Consider the following 16,924-nt stretch of genomic DNA (forward strand, 5'->3'; position numbering starts at 1 on the left):
GGCGCTAGCCTCGCGGCATGCGGATCCTGCACACGAGCGACTGGCACATCGGGCGGACCTTCCACGGGCACTCGACCGGCGAGCACCTCGCGCACGTGCTCGCCGCGATCGGGTCCGCCGTGGCCGAGCACGCCGTCGACGCGGTGATCGTCGCCGGCGACGTGTTCGACAGTTCGACCCCCAAGGCCGAGGCCTTCACCATGCTCAACGCCGCCGTGTCCGCGATCCGCGAGGCGGGGGCGGCGGTGGTGCTGACCTCGGGCAACCATGACGGCCCCGCGCGCCTGGGTCACATGGCGCGGTTCGCCGCCTTCGGCGGGGTGCACGTCCTCACCGATCTCGCGGCGCTCGCGACGCCGGTGGTGCTCGAGGATGCGCACGGCGACGTCCTCATCTACGGCATCCCGTATCCGCACCCCGAGTTCCTCCGCGCCGCCTTCCCCGCCTTCGAGGGCACCACGCAGGCCGCGGCGCACGCGTTCGCCATGGGCCTCATCCGGGACGATGCGGCGGCGAGGGGCGGCGCGGATGCCCGGGTCGTGGTCGCCGCCCACACGTTCTGCTCGGGCGAGGCGGGGGCCGCGGTGCACGACACCGCCGAGGAGTCGGGGCGCACCGAGGAGCGCGACATCTCGCGCGGGGGCCTCGACATCGTGCCGCCCGCAACCTTCGACGGCGCGGACTACGTCGCGCTGGGGCACATCCACTCGCACGCGACGCTGTCGCACCGGGTGCGCTACTCGGGCGCGCCGCTGCGGTTCTCCTTCGGCGAGATCAGCGGGTCCAAGGGCGCGTGGCTGGTCGAGCTGGGCGCACCGGGCACGGAGCCCGCCGTCGAGCGCCTGGACCTGCCCACGCCGCGCGCGGCCGTGCGGCTCGAGGGCACGCTCGAGGAGCTGCTCGCGGACGGCGCCCATCCCGAGGCCGAGCACGCGTGGGTCGACGTGGTGCTGACCGACGATCAGCGCCCGCGCGACGCGATGCGCCTCATCCAGGAGCGCTATCCGCACGCGGTGACCCTCACGCATCGTCCCGCGCACGTCGCCGACCATGGTCAGGCGAGCTATTCCGAGCGCACCCGCGGCAAGACGGACGCGGAGCTGGTCGAGGCCTTCCTCGCGTTCACACGCAACGGCCACGGCGCGACCGCCGCCGAGGACGCGCTCATCGCCGACGCGCTGGGCGCGCTCGACGCGACGGAGGCGACGCGATGAAGGCGATCAGCCTCACGGTCGAGGGCTTCGGGCCGTACCTCGCGCGCCAGGAGGTGGACTTCACGGCCTTCGACGCCGACCGGCTGTTCGTCATCACCGGCAGGACCGGCGCGGGCAAGTCCACCATCCTCGACGCGATCACGTTCGCGCTGTACGGCGACGTGCCGCGGTACGACGGGACCCGGTCGACCGCGCGCAGCCACTTCTGCACGCCCGAGGACCCGACCGAGGTGACGCTGGTCTTCGAGGTCGGCACGCGGCGGTACCGGATCACGCGCTCCCCCGAGTACGAGCGCCCCGCCAAGCGCGGCGGCGGCACCACGCTCGAGAAGCCCTCCGCCAAGCTGTGGCGCTGGGAGGGCGGCGCCTGGGAGCCGATCGCGATGGCGCCGCGCGAGGTGGGGCACGAGGTCGGCGCGATCATGCAGCTCACGTCGGACCAGTTCCTCCAGGTGATCCTGCTCGCGCAGGGCCGCTTCGCCGAGTTCCTGCAATCCGGAACGGACAGCCGGCTCAGGCTGCTGCGCTCGCTGTTCGGCACGCAGCGCTTCGAGGACCTCACGGCGTCGCTGCGGGACCTGGCGCGATCGCGGCATCGTGCCATCGAGGCCGCGGATGCCGGGCTCGAGGTGATCGTGGGCAACGCCGCGACCGTCGCGGGAGTCGAGGCGCCGGGCGCGACGGAGCGCGAGACGTGGCTGGCCGGTGTGGACGATGCGCTGCGGGCGGCCGCGTCCGAGCGCGAGACCGCGGCCCGTGCGGCGGCCGAGGCGGCGACCGCGGCGCGAGAGGCGCTGTCCGAGGCACGCCGGGTCGAGACCGAGCGCGTGCGGCTCGCGACCGCGCGAGCGCGCGTCACCGAGCTCGGGTCGCGATCCGAGGCGCACGCCGCCGACGTCGCGCGGCGGGACCTCGCACGCCGAGCGGCGCCCGTCGCCCCCGCCCTCGCGGCGGCCGACCGCGCGGAGGCGGCGCTGGCCGCGGCCCGTGAGGCGCGCGAGGCGGCGCTGGGCGGCGACGCGGCGCTCGCCGCGACGGCGCTCGAGGACCTCCGCGGGCGCGCCGCGGCGCTCGCGACCGAGCGGGGTGCGCTGAGCGTGGCGCTCGAGGCCGAGCGATCGCTCGACGCGCTCGCGTCGGTCGCAGCCGCGGCCGCCGCCGCGGTCGAGGAGGCGCGCGGGACCCGCGACGCCGTCCAGGAGCGGATCGACGCGCTGCCCGCCCGCGAGCAGGAGCTGCGGGCGCGACGCGAGGAGCTCGCGAAGGCCGCGGCACGCCTCGACGATCTCGAGGGGGCCGTGCACCGCGCGTCCGCGGCGGTCGACGCGCATGACCGCCTGTCCGCGCTCGAGACGGCGCTCGCCACGGCGCGTGAGCGCGAGGCCGCCGCATCCGGTGCGCGGCGCGCCGCGGTCGAGGAGCACGACGTGCTGCTGCAGCGGCGGGTGCGGTCGCAGGCCGCGCACCTCGCCGAGACGCTCGTCGACGGGAAGCCGTGCGCCGTATGCGGCGCCACCGCGCACCCCTCGCCCGCGACGCCCACTGACGAGCACGTCACGGATGCGGAGGTCGACGCCGCCGGCGAGCGCGCCGCGGCGGCGACCGCCTCGTTCGAGGAGGCACGCGCGATCGCCGCCGAGGCCCACACCGCGACCGAGGTCGCCCGGACCGAAGCGGGTGCCGGCACGCGGGACGAGGCAGCCGCGGCGCTCGAGGCGGCGCGAGATGCACGCCAGGCGGCCGCCGATGCCGCTGCCGGCGAGGCACGAGCGGCCATGGACCTCGCCGCGCTCGACGAGGAGGCCGCGGCGCTCAAGGAGCGGGTCGCGGCCGCCGCGCGCGAGCTCGAGCACGCTCAGACGGTCGCGACGCAGGCGGCGGCGGCGCTCGCCGGCGCGCGCGAGACCACGGCCGAGGGTCGAGGCGACCACCCCACGGTCGCCGCGCGCGCGGCCGCGCTGGATGCTCAGCGCGTGCGGGTCGACGCGATCACCCGCGCGACGGAGGAGCGGGACGGCGCCGTGCGCGCCGCGGCCGAGGCGCACGAGTCGCTCGACGCGGCGGTCGCGGCCGCGGGCCTCGCGGGGGCCGACGCCGCCCGAGCCGCGACGCTCCCGCCGGCGGAGCTCGAGGCTCTGGAGGCGCGCATCGTCGACCACGACGGCGAGCTCGCGGGCGCGCGGGCCGTGGTCGTGGAGCTCGAGACGGCACAGCTGCCCGAGGCGGTCGCGGACCTCGCGGCGCTCGAGGCCGCAGCGCGCGAAGCGGACCGGTCCGCGACGGAGTCCACGCAGGCCCACGCGGCGGCCGAGGGCCGCGCGGCTCAGTTCGCCTCGCTCGCGTCGCGGTACCGCGAGGCGGCCGCGGAGACCGCAGAGGCGCGCGAGCGGCACGCGGTCGTGGAGACGCTCGCGAGCACCCTCGAGGGCAGCCCGCCCAACGAGCGACGGATGCGCCTCGAGTCCTTCGTGCTCGCGGCGCGGCTCGAGGAGATCGTCGCGGCGGCGAATGCGCGGCTCGGCGTGATGTCGAACGGGCAGTACCTGCTCGAGTACGACGACTCGGCGCAGTTCCGCAACCGGCAGACCGGCCTCGAGCTGCGCATCGCCGACGCCCACACCGGGCGGTCGCGCTCGACACGCTCGCTTAGCGGCGGCGAGACGTTCCTCGCGTCGCTCGCTCTCGCGCTGGGCCTCGCGGAGACCGTCACCGCGGCTGCGGGAGGCGTCCAGCTCGACACGATCTTCATCGACGAAGGCTTCGGCTCGCTCGACGCGGACACGCTCGAGATCGCCATGTCGACGCTCGACGATCTCCGCGACGCGGGCCGCACCATCGGCCTCATCTCCCACGTCGAGACGATGAAGGAGCAGATCCCGGCGAAGCTCGAGGTCGTGAAGTCCGGAGACGGCTCGAGCCGCGTCAGCGTGTCGCTGGGCGACGGCTGACGCGGCCGCGTCAGCTCAGCTCGCCGAACGGGTATCGCACCGTAGCGAACGGCCACTCTCGCGCAAGCCACGCCGGCACGAAGGCGCGGATGCTGTCGTCGAGCCCCGCCGGTGCCTGCGCGCTCACCCACCACGACACGTCTGCCGCGGGCACCGAGTGACCGTCTCCTGCGTCCGCCGGGTCGATGTAGATGCACCCCCACAGCGCGCTCTCGTCAGTCGGCAGGATCGCGTAGTTGAAGGACTCGTGCCGTTCCATCTCGGCGGCGTGACGTGCGAGGTCCTCGAGGTCGGCCTCCGCCGACATGCCGACGGGCGGCCAGCCCCACGCCTCGCCGTACTTGGCCCAGAGGATCGCCTGGTTGTCCATGACAGCGGGCATGTCGATGCCGAGATCCTCGGCCCGGATGGGGCGAACATGCACCCCGTCCGAGACCGCGGCCGTCTCGGGGTGGAGGTAGTCGGCCGGCAGCCAAGGTGTCTTCATCTCGCCTCGTCTCATGCTCATCGCGCGACCGCCATGATCTCGGCCGGGCCTCGCCTCGTCAACGAGTGACGGCGGACCGAGCCGCTGGCACACTCGAAGGTGACGGAGGCGACGCGTGGACGGGCATCTCTTCAGCGACGAGTCGAAGGTCGACGGCTACCGGTTCGCAGGCGCTCTGGTGGCCGCCGAGGACGTCCGTCGTGTGCGTCGCGAGGTGCTCACGTGGCGCGTGGGCGAGTCGCACCGCTTCCACACGTCGCACGAGCGCCCGGAGGCGCGCGAGCGGGCCGTCGCGTCGCTGCTACGGATGGCCGGCACGGTGGACCTGGCGGTGATCGAGCACGCGAAGACGCACCCGGAGTTCCTCGCGCGCGAGGCCTGCGTCGCGGGGATGGCGTTGTGGGCCGGCTCCGCGGGCGTGACGCGCTGGCTGCTCGAGCGCGACGGACCCTCCGAGCGCCGCGACAGGCAGACCATCGCCGCGCTCATCCGGCTCGGCGCCATCCCGAAGCTGCGCTACAGCCACGCGCCGGGCGTCTCCGAGCCGCTGCTCTGGATCGCCGATCTCGCCGCCTGGATGTGGAGCCGCGGAGGCGAGCACCGCGCCGCCCTGGCGCCGCTCATCGTCCATCACGAGGTGGTGCGCGACGAGGCGGACGCCGCCGCCTGAGCCCGGACCGCACGAAGCCCGGCTGACCAACCATCCGGAAGGCTGCCGGGCCCGCTCCTCGGGGCTAGTGCCCCTCGTTACCTCCATCATCCCACCGGCACGTGAGGGTCGCCAGTGTCCCTCCCACCTCCTCCGCATATTCATGCGAATCGCGACAGGCCGCTGTCCTACATGCTCCGCAGATTCATGCGGATCGCGACGGGCCGCTGTCGCAATCCGCATGAATTCGTGGAGGAGCGCGACACGACGGTAGTCACGCCGTGGTCCGACGGGGTTCGTCGACATAGCCGAGCGCCTCCAGATCGCCGTCCACGACGGCCTGGTGGCGGTGCCCGAGGCCGAGCGCGTCGGCATGGTTGAGCAGCCGGGCACGATGCGCCTGCCAGGCGACCACGAGCGCCACCGCGATCGCCGTGACCGCGCCCTCGAGAGCCGCCCACGCGACGTGGTGCCACAGCACAACCGAGGCCGCTCCCGGAGCGCCGAGCGCAAAGGCCGCCCACAGCGCTGCGGAGGAAGCGAGGACGCTCGCGAAGCCCGCGAGCCCGGCCGCGGGCACGCGCCAACGGTCGCCGCGCACACCCAGCCATCGCCACACGGACCAGCCGACGGCGATGCCCGCCACCCCCATCACCAGAACGTTGACGCCGAGCGCGAGCACTCCCCCGTCGCCCCACAGCAGGGCCTCGGTCGCGAGCGCGGCCGTCATGGTGAGCAGCGCGAGCGACGGCCCGAGCACGATCGCCAGCAGCGTGCCGCCGATGACATGGCCGGTGAGCGCCCCGGCGGTGTCGAGCGGCACGTCGAGCAGGTGCGCGATCAGCACCCCGCCCGCGCCCGCGAGCGCCCAGCCCAGCCGCAGGTGGCCGTGGCGCATCGTCCACCCGGCGTACGTGACCGCGCCGACGGCGGCGGCGCCCGCGCCGATGACGACAACGGGATCGAGAACCCCGTCGTGGATATGCATGATCGTCTCCTCTCAGGAGAGCACCGCAGCCGGTGCGGAGTATGCGCAGGAGTTGACCGCGGCGAGCTCGCGCGCGGTCGCGTTGCGGAGGCGGGTGAGGCGCATCGGCCCGATCCAGTCGCAGATCCAGTCCCAGTGCAGCGCGACGAAGTCGCCGGGCGTGACGGTCGGTGCGAGCGAGCGGCCGTCGCGGCGGAAGCGTGCGATCTCCGCGGTGGGCGGCGCGAGCGAGAGCGTGCGCCCGTCCCAGGCCAGGCGGCGGCTCTCGACCAGAGCGGTGTCACCCTCGATCGAGAGCACCTGACCCCAGCGAATGCGGCACCGGTCGAGGACGGTGAGCGGGCCCTCGACATGGCCGTTGCGGATCAGCCCGATCCACGGGTAGGCGGCGAACACATGGAAGTTGTGGTGCGGGGTCCCGCCCGCGGCGACGGCCGCGACCAGGCGCTCGAACTCGAGCCGCGTGAGGCGCGGCCGGAAGCGCCCCTCGAGGCTGCGCGCGAAGACCGCGCCGCCGCAGCGGTCCAGCTCGGGCCCGCCCAGCCAGTACGCCTCCACCACGCGCGGGTCGAGCGGCGCGCGGCCGAGGTGCTCGCCGATCAACTCAAGGTACGGCCACGCGCCCTCGAAGGCCCGTGCGACCTCCTCGAGACCGGGCCCGGACGCGCCGGAGCTCACCCGGTCGAGGAGCTCGTCGGCGCGGTCCGGGCCGCAGTAGCCCAGGTCGTTCGGCGGGAAGGCGTATCGGCCGAACAGGAGCGCTCCGTCCTGCGGCGGCAGGGCCTCGGGGTGCGCGGACGGGGGACGATGCAGGGTGTCGGTCATGTGACGGCCCTCCCGGGCAGTCGGGGGGCGAGCCAGACGAGCAGCCCGCCCGAGGCGAGCAGGACGAGCCAGGGCACCTGCGCCGCGAGGGGCGCAGCATCGAGGGCTCCGGCGAGGATCGCGGTCACCAGCGCACCGAGCACGAGCACCGCGGTGACGTCGACGGCCTGCGCTCGCGCGAGCGCCTGATGCCAGGTGGCGACATAGCCCGCAAGCAGCACCCCGGTGACCAGGACCCAGCCCCACTGGGCCGCGGTCGCGGGGATGACGCTTCCGAGGCGGCCGGTGACGGCGCACCACGCGAGCAGCGCGACGGTGCCGCCGCCCATGCGCGTGAGCGACAGGGTCCAGGGGGTGAGGTCCGCGAGCAGCCGCTTGGTCACGACCACCTCGACGGCCCAGAGGAGCGTGGCGCCGGCGATCATGGCGGTGCCGGGGTCGGCGACCAGGCTGACGCCGCCCCCGGCAAGCCCCCATTGCGCGGCGATCAGCACCGCGATCGCCGCGAGGTGCCACCACGTGAGCCGCTCCTTGAGCACGATGACGGCGAGGAGCGTGACCCAGACGACGAGCGTCTTGTGGAGGAACGCCGCCTGCGTGGAGCCGGTGGTGGCGAGCCCCTCGAAGAACAGCACGAACGGGACCGCTCCGCCCAGGATCGCCACGTAGACGAGCCCCCACCGGTGGCCGGGGCGGGTGGGTCGCGACACTGCGACCGACCCGGCCCCGGCAGACCGGCGCCCTACCGCGAACACGAGTGCGAGGATGAGCGCTGCGGCGCCGTTCTTCGCTGTCGTGTAGGCGGTCGCGTCGCCGTAGGCGGCGACGCCGAATCCGTTGACGTAGACGGCCACCCCGGAGATCGCGGCGGTGACCGCCGCGAGCGCGATGCCGCGGGTGCGAGTGCTCATGTCGGCTGCTCCTGTCCTGTGATCGCGGCGGAGCCCGAGTCGCGGATCGCGAGGGCCTCGCGGGCCTCCTTCTCCGAGATCCGCTCGAGCGCGAAGCCGGACTGGATCACCACCCAGTCGCCGGGCGCGATGTCGTCATCGCTGACGGTCATCTCGAGCACCAGCTGGCGCTTGCCGTGGTCCTCGACGACGGCGCGACCGTCCCTGTGGACCTCGACGACCTGGGCGATGGTTCCTAGGCACATGACTGCATCTCCTCTGTGAGCGCGATGAGCTCGGCCGAGGCGGTGGCGACCGCGCCGTCGAGCGCTTCCTGGATCTCCGGGGACATCGGACCGAAGTCGAAGGTCCTCGCCTCGACCCCGACGACCGTGACGTGCGCGGGCAGCGTGCCCAGCGTGCGCGCGAGCTCGACCGCTCCGGCCAGCCCGAAGGCGTGGCTCCCGCCGCGACCGGCCGCCGTGAAGGCATGGGTGGGCAGCGGCTCGCCCGCGTCGCCGACCTCGCGGATGTGCAGCGTCCCCGGGCTGCGGCCCGAGGCGACCGCGTCGACGACCAGCGCCGCGCCGTGGCCGGCCCACAGCTGGACCAGCTGGGTCGGGTCCTCCCGGGTGACCACGTCGACGCCGTCCATGCCCAGCGCGGCCAGGCGCTCGGCGACCGCGGGGCCCACCGCATCGTCCCCCCGGTCGGGGCTGCCGAGGCCGACCACCAGCACGCGTCCCGCGGTCATGATCGCTTCACCCGTAGATCCAGGAAATGCGTGGCGCAGGAGATGCACGGGTCGTAGTTGCGGATCGCCTCCTCGCAGCGGTGGGTGAGCATGTGGTCGTCGAGATCGGTCCACTGCTCGGCGGCCCGGCGGAGGTCCGCCTCGATGCTGGCCTGGTTCTGCGAGGTGGGCGGCACGATCTGCGCGTCCGTGATGATCCCGTCCGCGTCGATGCGGTACCGATGCCAGATGAGACCGCGCGGCGCCTCGGAGGCCCCGATGGCCTCCCCCTCACGAGGCGCCACGGGCACGGAGGGCGGGTGGCCGTCGTGCCAACCGTCGATGATGCGCAGCGCCTCCTCGAAGGCGTAGGCGAGCTCGACGGTCCGGACGATGATCGACTTGAACGGGTTGCGGCACGTCTCGCCGAGCCCCGCGCGGAGAGCCGCCTCCTGCGTGGACGGGCTCAGCTGGTCGAAGTTGAGGCTGTAGCGCGCGAGCGGGCCCACGACGTAGGGCTGGCCGTCGAAGGACGCGTGCAGGGCGTTGGAGTGCGCGACGTGGAACTCCGTGATGTGGTCGGGGATCTCGGCGACCGGGACCTGGAGCCCCGTGGTGGTGACGATGCGGGTGCCGCGCTCGAGCGGGTACCGATCCGGGTGACGCAGGGCGACGTAGGTGTACTCCTGCTCGAACTCCGGGAAGTCGAAGCCCGCGACGAGCGCCACGGCCTCCAGCGCATCGTCCCTCCCCTGCGCGAGCGCGGGCCGCAACTTCTGCAGCTCGGCGACCATGGGCATGCGGTAGAAGCCGCCGACCTTCACGTTGACGGGGTGGATGGCGCGGCCGCCGACCGCGGTCATGAGGTCGTTGCCCGCCTTCTTGAGGCGCAGCGCCATCTGCACCACGTCGGGGTGGTCCGCGGCCATCTCGATCGCGCCCTCGTAGCCCAGGAAGTCCGGCGCGTGCAGCATGAAGATGTGGAGCGCGTGGGACTCGATCCACTCGCCGCAGTAGAGCAGGCGCCGCATCTCCTGGATCTCCGGGGTGGTCTGCGCGCCGCAGATGGTCTCCATCGCCTCGGTGGATGCGGACTGGTACGCGACCGGGCAGATGCCGCAGATACGTGCGGTGATGTCGGGCGGCTCGGTGAACTTGCGTCCCCGCAGGAAGCCCTCGTAGAAGCGCGGCGGCTCGAAGATGTTGAGCTTCACGTCCGTGACGCGGCCGTCCTTGAACTCGATGTGCATGCCGCCCTCGCCCTCGACGCGCGCGAGCATGCCGACCTGCATCACCTGGCCGCCGTCCTTGAGCTGATGGGTCATGGCGCACCCCCGGCGGCAACGTTGTCGGAGGCGGCCGCGAACTCGGGCGCGCCGGCGTTGAAGGTCCGGTAGACGCGGACGATGTCGGCATTCGACATCCCGAGCTCGGCCAGCTGGCGCGTCATGGCCTCGGTGTTGGCGCTGTCCTGGGGGCCGAAGCAGCCGTAGCAGCCGCGGCCGAAGCTCGGGCAGAGCGCGCCGCATCCGGCCTGGGTGACGGGGCCGAGGCACGGCGTGCCGGTGGCGACGGGGACGCACACGTTGCCCTTGAGCTTGCACTCGACGCACACGGAGTAGGTCGGGATGCGGGGCTTGCGGCCGTTGAGGAAGGCCGCGAGCACCTCGACCAGCTGGACCTTGTCGACGGGGCAGCCGCGGAGCTCGTAGTCGACGTCGATGTGGCTCGCAATGGGTGTGCTGGTGTCGAGCGTCTTGAGGTACTCGGGGTGGGCGTAGACGATGCTGCGGAACTCGTCGACGTCGGCCCAGTTGCGGAGCGCCTGGATGCCGCCGGCGGTCGCGCATGCGCCGATGGTCACCACGGTGCCGGAGCGCGCACGGATCTCGTGGATGCGCGTCACGTCCTCGGGCGTGGTGATGCTCCCCTCCACGAGGGAGAGCTCGTAGGGGCCCTCGACGACCGCGCGGGTGGCCTCGGGGAAGTATGCGATGTGGATGCTCTCGGCGATCTGGAGCAGCTCGTCCTCGCAATTGAGAAGGCTCAGCTGGCAGCCGTCGCAGGACGCGAACTTCCAGACGGCGAGCTTGGGGCGGGTGTCGGGGGCCATCTCACAGCTCCCTCACGTTCACGAGCGGCTCGAGGCGGTCCCACGGCAGCACCGGCCCGTCGACGCAGACGAACAGCTCGCGCAGCTGGCAGTGGCCGCACAGGCCCACGCCGCACTTCATGCTTCTCTCCATGCTGAGGCGGATCTGCGCCTTCGGGATGCCGCGAGTGTGCAACGCGGAGGCGGCGGACCGCATCATCACCTCCGGTCCGCACACGAAGGCGAAGGCGTTCCGGGGGTCGAACCCGGCCCGCGCGACCAGCTCCGTCACGAACCCGACCTTGCCCTGGTAGCCGTAGGGCGCGTTGTCGACGGTCAGCTGGACGTTGACGTCGTTGAGGTCGGCCCAGCGGTGCATCTCGTGGCCGTAGAGGATGTCGTCCGGGGTGCGCGAACCGTAGAGCAGGAGGACCTTGCCGTAGTCGTCGCGATGGTGGAGGACGTCGAGGATCGCGGGGCGCAGCGGGGCGAGGCCGATGCCGCCGGTGACGAAGACGACGTCGTGCCCCACCGCATCGTCCACGTCCCATGAGGTGCCGAAGGGTCCGCGGACGCCGACCTCGGTGCCGGGGCTTGCCTCGACCAAGGCCCGCGTCACCGCGCCGACGTTCCTGATGGTGTGCTCGAGCGGGGCGGGGTCGAAGGGGTCGCCGCTGATGCTGATGGGGACCTCGCCGACGCCGAACGCGTGGAGCATGGTGAACTGCCCGGCGCGGAAGTCGATCGGGGGCCTTCCGTCCGCCGGATCCAACAGCAGCGTGAAGGTGTCGCGAGTGTCCTGCCGGACGTGGGTGATGACGTAGCGCCGCGGGACCATCGGGTCGGGGTCGAGGACGGCGGTGGACGATGCGGTCGCCGGGGCGGCGGCGGCCGTGACGGAGGCCGCAGTCGAGCCTGGCGCGACTCTCGCGTCGAGACCGAAGGGCTCGGGAATGCGGATGTCATCCATGACACGCCTCCGCATTCGACGCTAGGCCGCTATTCGAGGCGCACGAGGGACCTTGGTCCGGGTGCGGCTCGCACGGCGAAACGGGACCGCCCGTCGCGAGGCGTCAGGCGGCGAGCTCGAGCGCACCTCGCCCGCCGAGCCTCGGTTCTCGGGCCAGGTCGACATCGGGCGGAGGGACGAACCACACGCGGTCCCGCGTCACTTTCACCTCCCATCCGTCGTCGTGGATCCTGTGGTGACATCGCGTGCATAGGAGCACGCCGCGGTCGAGGTCGGTCCGCCCGCGTTTCGCCTTCCATTCGTCCACGTGGTGCGCGTCGCACCAGGCCGCAGGCGCGTGGCAGAACGCGCACCCGCCGTCCCTCTCGACCAACGCGATCCGTTGCGCCCGTGTGAAGTACCGCCGACCCCTGCCCAGGTCGAGCGGAAGCGACTCACCACCGAGGACCGCGGGGATCACCTCCGCGTCGACCGCCATGCGCCGGAGCTGCCCGGCGGTGAGAGGCGTCGAGAGCTGGTCGCACTCACCGAGTCCCAGCCCGGTGCCCAGCGCCTCCTCGCTCAGGCGCACCACCACCGTCGTGGAGACACCGGTCCCGGGCGCGTCGCAGCGGCTGCCGTGGCGCGCGAGGCCCGCCAGCGCGTCGACGCGCAGCCAGCCCGCCTCGCGCGGATCTTTGGAGGTGTCGCCGCCGTCGCGCTTGCGCGCGAACCCGTCGCGTACCTGCGCGTCGAGCCAGGCGATCACGGGCGCCGCAGATGCCGGATCGAGCAGGCCGGAGACCCTCACCATCCCGTCCGCCTGCTCGGTGAGCGCGAGGTAGCGCTCCGACCTCATCCGAGCCTCGCGCTCGGCCGTGCGGTCGAGGTTCCAGCGAGCGACCACCTGGGCGCACGCTTTGCGCAGCTCCTCGAGCGAGACGCGTCGCGCCTTGGCGACGAGCCTCCGCTCGATCTCCGCGCGGGGCACCGCGACATCGCCATCTCCCGCCAGCTGGTCGAGGGTGCGCGCCAGCAGGGAGACCTTCGCCGCCGACAGGTCACCCGCAGAGAACGCCTCGGCTACACAAGGATGGCGGCCCGTGCCCGGCGGCCCGACAAGCTCGCCCGCCGCGATCAGGTCATGCGCACCGGCCCGGGACCCGCCCGTCCCGTGCGCCACCATCTGCACGGGGTTGCGGTGCCCGTGGCGACGCGCCAGTCCAGTCCCGACGTCGGGCGCGGAGCGCCGCGCGATCTCCCCGGCGACGACCGCGGCCGGTACCTCGACGACGCGCTGGAGACGCGCGACGGCGTCGCGCACCGTCAAGAGGTCCGTCTCGGAGAGCCCGGCCACCTCCACGCCGTCGAACGCGCGCAAGGCCGCGACCGCATCGGCCACCGGCAACAGCGAGATGTTCATGTGAGCAGTCCACCACCACGGTCCGACAATCGGGACAAACGGGGTGCAGGGCGGTGGACAAGGCGCCGCCGGCCTGCCTCCTCCCCGCGCCGACCCACCCGGGAACAGGCACCATAGGCATGAGGGCATCGATGACGGCCCTCGCTGGTTGAGCACATGTGGTGGGGAGGCCCCATGGTGCAGACCGACGCCGACGCGGGCGCGCGCACGCGCAGCGCGCTCGAACGCATGCAGCGCACCGTGTACTTCGCGACCGGCCTCGCCACCGTCCTGGTCGCCGCGCTCCCCCGCGGCGCGAACGGCTTCCTCGCGCAGATCGACCAGCTCGAGCCGCCGTTCTGGGCCTTCACGGTGCTGGTCGGCGTCGCGGTGCCCGCGAGCTACGCCGTCCTCGCCTTCGTCCTGAGCATGCGGACGATGCGCTGGCTGGTGACCGCGTCGGCGGCGGGCTTCGTGCTGGCGCAGGCGCTGTTCGTGCCGTTCATGACCGTCGGTGTGCTCGAGGACGGCGCCGCGCCGTGGCTCCAAGGCTTCGGCGCGCTGCACGCGACGCTGCTCGCGGTGGCCTGGAACCGGCCGGCGGTCTGGGCGTATCCCCTGGCGCAGGGGCCGCTGGTCGCGGTCGTGGAGTACCACGCGAGCGGCGCCATGCTCGAACAGTCGCTGCTCGACGGGCTGGGCGCGCTGGTGACCTGCCTGATCCTCACCGGAGCCGGGGCGGGTGTAGTGACCGCGGCTGCGCGGCAAGACGAGGAGGCCGCGCGCGCCCGCGAGGAGGCTTCGCTCGAGGCCTCGCTGCGCACCGGCGAGCGCGAGCAGGCCCGCATCAACGCCCTGGTGCACGACGAGATCATGTCCGTCCTCCTCGCCGCCGTCCGCACCCCCTCCCCCGCGGGAGTGCCGGAGCGCGCATCGCGGGCGCTGGAGTCCGTCGAGGGGATCCGCGGCGCGGGCACCCGCTCGCGAGCCTCGGCCTACGACCCAGCCGAGCTGCTCGCCGTGCTGCGCGCGACCGCCGGAGCGATCAGCGAGGACATCCACGTCGCGGCGACCGTCGCATCGTCCACCCCCGTGCCCGCGGCGGTAGTCGCCTCGCTCGCCGAGGCGACCGGCGAGGCGCTGCGCAACAGCGTCCTCCACGCGGGCGGGCCGGACGATGCGGTGGCGCGGACGGTCGACGTCGCCGTCACCGAGGGCGAGGTGAGAGTCACGATCCGCGACGACGGCCGCGGCTTCGTCCCCCGCACCGTCTCGCCGCGCCGGCTCGGCGTGCAGGTGAGCATCCGGGGGCGGATGGCGGCGCTGCGCGGCGGGGGCTCGCGGGTGACGTCGGCGCCCGGTGCGGGCTGCCTCGTGGAGCTGTGGTGGCGCGCGGAGGAGGCACGGTGAGCGCCGCATCGTCCGGCGCCGTGCCGGCCGCGGGCGGGACCGACATCAGCCGCCTGCTCGGGCTGCATACGCGGTACGCGCAGCTGATCCTGGGCGTGTACGTGGTCGCGAACGTGGTGTTCGTGGCGAGCACGGCGGACCTGCTCGACCATGCGTGGGCCTCATACGCGGCGGTGGCGCTGGTGACGGCCGGGGCGGTGGTGGTGACGCGGCCGCACCCCGACCCGTTCCCGCTGCGGCTCACCTGGGCGGCGCTGTGCATCGTGGTGACGTCCTCCGCGCTGGTGCTCTACGCGCTGCCGGACTCGGGACCGCTCGGGCGGGCGACCTGGTACCTGGGGGCGACCACGTGGATCCTGTGGTTCCTCATCCTGCGCCGGCGGAGGGCGCTCGCGTGGACGGGCGGGCTGGTCATGCTGGTGGAGACCATGGCGTGGGCGGGCGCGTCGGGACGCGGGGCGCTGTGGGGGCTGGCGCTTGCGAGCCCGCAGATCCTGCTCATCCTGATCGCGACGCTGTTCGGCGAGGGGCTGCGACGGTCGGCGTGGCGAATCCATGCGCTTGCGCAGCGGTCGCTGGACGCGGCGGCGGCGTCCGGGGCCGTCGAGGCGGCGCGGCGCGTGCAGGACGAGCGTGCCGACGAGCTCGCCACCATGGTCGGGCCGTCGCTCGCGCTGATCGCGTCTGGGGCTTCACTGAGCGAGGCCGAGCGCGACGAGATCGTGCGGGTCGATGCCCAGCTGCGCGACTCGGTGCGCGGGCACGGGTTGTCGCTCCCGCCGATCGTCGCGGCGGCGTACCGGGCACGTGCGCGAGGGGTCTCCGTGACGCTGCTGGACGACCTGGGGGCGCCGCTGTCGTCAGCCGAGACCGATGCCGTGGTCGGCGCGGTGTCGACGGCGCTCGACTCGGCGGCGGGCGGGTCCGTGACGGTGCGGCTGCTGCCCGCGGGACGCGAGGAGCTGCTGACGATCGTGTCGCAGGCGGCCGAGGAGATCCGGCGGGTGGTGCTGCCGCGGGGGGCGGCGGCTGTGTAGGCGAGGCGGCTGTGTAGGTGCGGCTGCTGCCGAGGTGGGCGCGCGGCGGCTGAGTGCGCCGCGCATCGTCCTGCGGTTGTCAGGACGATGCGGCGGTCGCCATCCTCCCGAGCGCGGCGGCCTCCTCGGTGATGTCGATGCCGACGGGGCACCAGGCGATGCAGCGACCGCAGCCGACGCAGCCGAGCATCCCGAACTGGTCCTGCCAGCTGGAGAGCTTGTGGGTGATCCACTGGCGGTAGCGGGCCTTGACGTCGCCGCGGAGGGGGCCGCCGTGGATGTAGCTGAAGTTCTCGGAGAAGCAGGAGTCCCAGACGCGGTGGCGCTCGGCGTTGTCGCCGGCCAAATCACTTGTGTCTTGGATGGTGGTGCAGAAGCACGTCGGGCACACGAGCGTGCAGTTGGTGCAGGCGAGGCAGCGGGAAGCGACGTCGTCCCAGCGTGGGGACTCTGCGGAGGCCTGGAGGACGTCGTGGATGGTGGCGGTGTTGATTCTTCGTGTTTGGCGGGCCGCCGCTTGGTCCGTGACCGCTAGTGCTTCCTGCTGCGCTTCCGCGCTGGCCTTGGTGGTCTCGATGGCGTCGGCCACCTCCCTGCCTCGGTCGGTGCCGACCTCAAGGATGAAGCGGTGGGCCGGCTGCATGACCTCGGTGAGGAGCAGGTCGTAGGCGGGCTCTCGCGTTTGGGGGTTGGTGGCGGCGGGGCGCGGGCCGGTGCCCATGGAGGCGCAGAAGCAGGTGGCGGCGGGCTCGCCGCAGGCGACGGCGACGGTGAAGGTGCCATCGCGGCGGGCGACGTAGTGGGCGTCGTGGAAGGGCCTGTCGGCGAGGACTGCATCGTGGATCTGGACGGCGCGGAGGTCGCAGCTCCTTACTCCTAGGAGGGCAATCGACTCTTGTTCGGGCGCGTCACGCTCGACCGTGAAGTGGCCCTCGTCCCGGCGGCCGCGCCACACGACCTCCTCGGCCGGGAAGAACACCGGCTTGGTGGATTGGGCGGGGTCGGCGAAGCCGAAGTAGGCATCGTTGTCGCGCCGTCTCAGCCGGTAGGTGCCCGCCTCCTGCGTGTCGCCTACGCCCTGCGGGAGGTCGGAGGCCACATGGATGTCGCCGGTGACGATCGCATCGCCCCGAACGGTCGGCCCCACGACGCGGTAGCCGCGCCGTCGCAGCTCCGCGATGAGGGCATCGAGGCCTTCAGGCTTGAGGATTCGGATGTCGTCCATGACACGCCTCCTCTTGCGACGCTAGGCGTGTTCTCGCGCTGCGCTCGGGACCTTGGTCCGGGCGCGGTGCCGCTG

General features: G+C 73.1%; 16 protein-coding genes. 5 read left to right on the plus strand and 11 right to left on the minus strand.

Going from position 1 to position 16,924, the window contains the following annotated elements:
* The first annotated feature begins 17 nt into the window (after positions 1-17).
* Together AOM09_RS04730 and AOM09_RS04735 are read left to right on the plus strand one after the other, a co-directional pair.
* Positions 18-1,214, plus strand: a complete 1,197-nt coding sequence (locus tag AOM09_RS04730; RefSeq protein WP_062385041.1) for an exonuclease SbcCD subunit D — start codon at positions 18-20, stop codon at positions 1,212-1,214.
* The gene (locus tag AOM09_RS04735; RefSeq protein ID WP_062385043.1) at positions 1,211-4,162 is read left to right on the plus strand and encodes an AAA family ATPase; all 2,952 of its coding nucleotides are present in this window, start codon (positions 1,211-1,213) and stop codon (positions 4,160-4,162) included. Before AOM09_RS04730 ends, AOM09_RS04735 begins: the two co-directional genes overlap by 4 nt.
* Positions 4,163-4,172: 10 nt before the next feature.
* Here AOM09_RS04735 and AOM09_RS04740 read toward each other — a convergent pair whose 3' ends face one another.
* A complete protein-coding gene (locus AOM09_RS04740; RefSeq protein ID WP_062385046.1) occupies positions 4,173-4,649 on the minus strand; it encodes a hypothetical protein in 477 nt (158 codons plus the stop codon).
* 115 nt (positions 4,650-4,764) lie between these two features.
* Here AOM09_RS04740 and AOM09_RS04745 point away from each other — a divergent pair, with 115 nt between their 5' ends.
* Positions 4,765-5,319 (plus strand): hypothetical protein, encoded by a 555-nt coding sequence (locus AOM09_RS04745; protein WP_062385048.1) that lies wholly within the window; start codon positions 4,765-4,767, stop codon positions 5,317-5,319.
* A gap of 253 nt (positions 5,320-5,572) precedes the next feature.
* Here AOM09_RS04745 and AOM09_RS04750 read toward each other — a convergent pair whose 3' ends face one another.
* From AOM09_RS04750 to AOM09_RS04790, 9 genes are all read right to left on the minus strand, one after another.
* Entirely contained in the window at positions 5,573-6,286 is a 714-nt protein-coding gene (locus tag AOM09_RS04750) for an energy-coupling factor ABC transporter permease (protein ID WP_062385050.1), read from the minus strand.
* 12 nt (positions 6,287-6,298) lie between these two features.
* The gene (locus tag AOM09_RS04755) at positions 6,299-7,111 is read right to left on the minus strand and encodes a DUF6390 family protein (protein ID WP_062385051.1); all 813 of its coding nucleotides are present in this window, start codon (positions 7,109-7,111) and stop codon (positions 6,299-6,301) included.
* Complete coding sequence (locus AOM09_RS04760) at positions 7,108-8,022, minus strand: DMT family transporter (RefSeq protein WP_062385053.1); 915 nt, start codon at positions 8,020-8,022, stop codon at positions 7,108-7,110. Before AOM09_RS04760 ends, AOM09_RS04755 begins: the two co-directional genes overlap by 4 nt.
* Complete coding sequence (locus AOM09_RS04765; protein WP_062385055.1) at positions 8,019-8,267, minus strand: HypC/HybG/HupF family hydrogenase formation chaperone; 249 nt, start codon at positions 8,265-8,267, stop codon at positions 8,019-8,021. The genes AOM09_RS04760 and AOM09_RS04765 overlap by 4 nt, the downstream gene beginning before the upstream one ends.
* Positions 8,258-8,755: a hydrogenase maturation protease gene (locus tag AOM09_RS04770; protein ID WP_062385057.1), complete on the minus strand. Its 498-nt coding sequence runs from the start codon at positions 8,753-8,755 to the stop codon at positions 8,258-8,260. Before AOM09_RS04770 ends, AOM09_RS04765 begins: the two co-directional genes overlap by 10 nt.
* Entirely contained in the window at positions 8,752-10,059 is a 1,308-nt protein-coding gene (locus AOM09_RS04775) for a Ni/Fe hydrogenase subunit alpha (RefSeq protein WP_062385059.1), read from the minus strand. Before AOM09_RS04775 ends, AOM09_RS04770 begins: the two co-directional genes overlap by 4 nt.
* Positions 10,056-10,847 carry an NADH-quinone oxidoreductase subunit B family protein gene (locus tag AOM09_RS04780; RefSeq protein WP_062385062.1) on the minus strand — a complete coding sequence of 264 codons (792 nt, stop codon included), beginning with the start codon at positions 10,845-10,847 and terminating at the stop codon, positions 10,056-10,058. Before AOM09_RS04780 ends, AOM09_RS04775 begins: the two co-directional genes overlap by 4 nt.
* Before the next feature lies 1 nt (position 10,848).
* Positions 10,849-11,796 carry an FAD/NAD(P)-binding protein gene (locus AOM09_RS04785; protein ID WP_082098840.1) on the minus strand — a complete coding sequence of 316 codons (948 nt, stop codon included), beginning with the start codon at positions 11,794-11,796 and terminating at the stop codon, positions 10,849-10,851.
* 103 nt (positions 11,797-11,899) lie between these two features.
* The gene (locus AOM09_RS04790) at positions 11,900-13,198 is read right to left on the minus strand and encodes an HNH endonuclease (RefSeq protein WP_062385065.1); all 1,299 of its coding nucleotides are present in this window, start codon (positions 13,196-13,198) and stop codon (positions 11,900-11,902) included.
* 174 nt (positions 13,199-13,372) lie between these two features.
* Here AOM09_RS04790 and AOM09_RS04795 point away from each other — a divergent pair, with 174 nt between their 5' ends.
* On the plus strand, positions 13,373-14,587 hold the full coding sequence (locus tag AOM09_RS04795; protein ID WP_062385067.1) for a sensor histidine kinase: 1,215 nt from the start codon (positions 13,373-13,375) through the stop codon (positions 14,585-14,587).
* Positions 14,584-15,624 carry a DUF8320 family protein gene (locus tag AOM09_RS04800; RefSeq protein ID WP_156162238.1) on the plus strand — a complete coding sequence of 347 codons (1,041 nt, stop codon included), beginning with the start codon at positions 14,584-14,586 and terminating at the stop codon, positions 15,622-15,624. Before AOM09_RS04795 ends, AOM09_RS04800 begins: the two co-directional genes overlap by 4 nt.
* Before the next feature lie 79 nt (positions 15,625-15,703).
* Here the strand turns inward: AOM09_RS04800 and AOM09_RS04805 are convergent, their stop codons facing one another.
* The gene (locus tag AOM09_RS04805) at positions 15,704-16,849 is read right to left on the minus strand and encodes a 4Fe-4S dicluster domain-containing protein (protein WP_062385072.1); all 1,146 of its coding nucleotides are present in this window, start codon (positions 16,847-16,849) and stop codon (positions 15,704-15,706) included.
* Positions 16,850-16,924: the final 75 nt, after the last annotated feature.

This window comes from Demequina iriomotensis, assembly GCF_000971395.1.
In the GTDB taxonomy this organism is placed as follows: domain Bacteria; phylum Actinomycetota; class Actinomycetes; order Actinomycetales; family Demequinaceae; genus Demequina; species Demequina iriomotensis.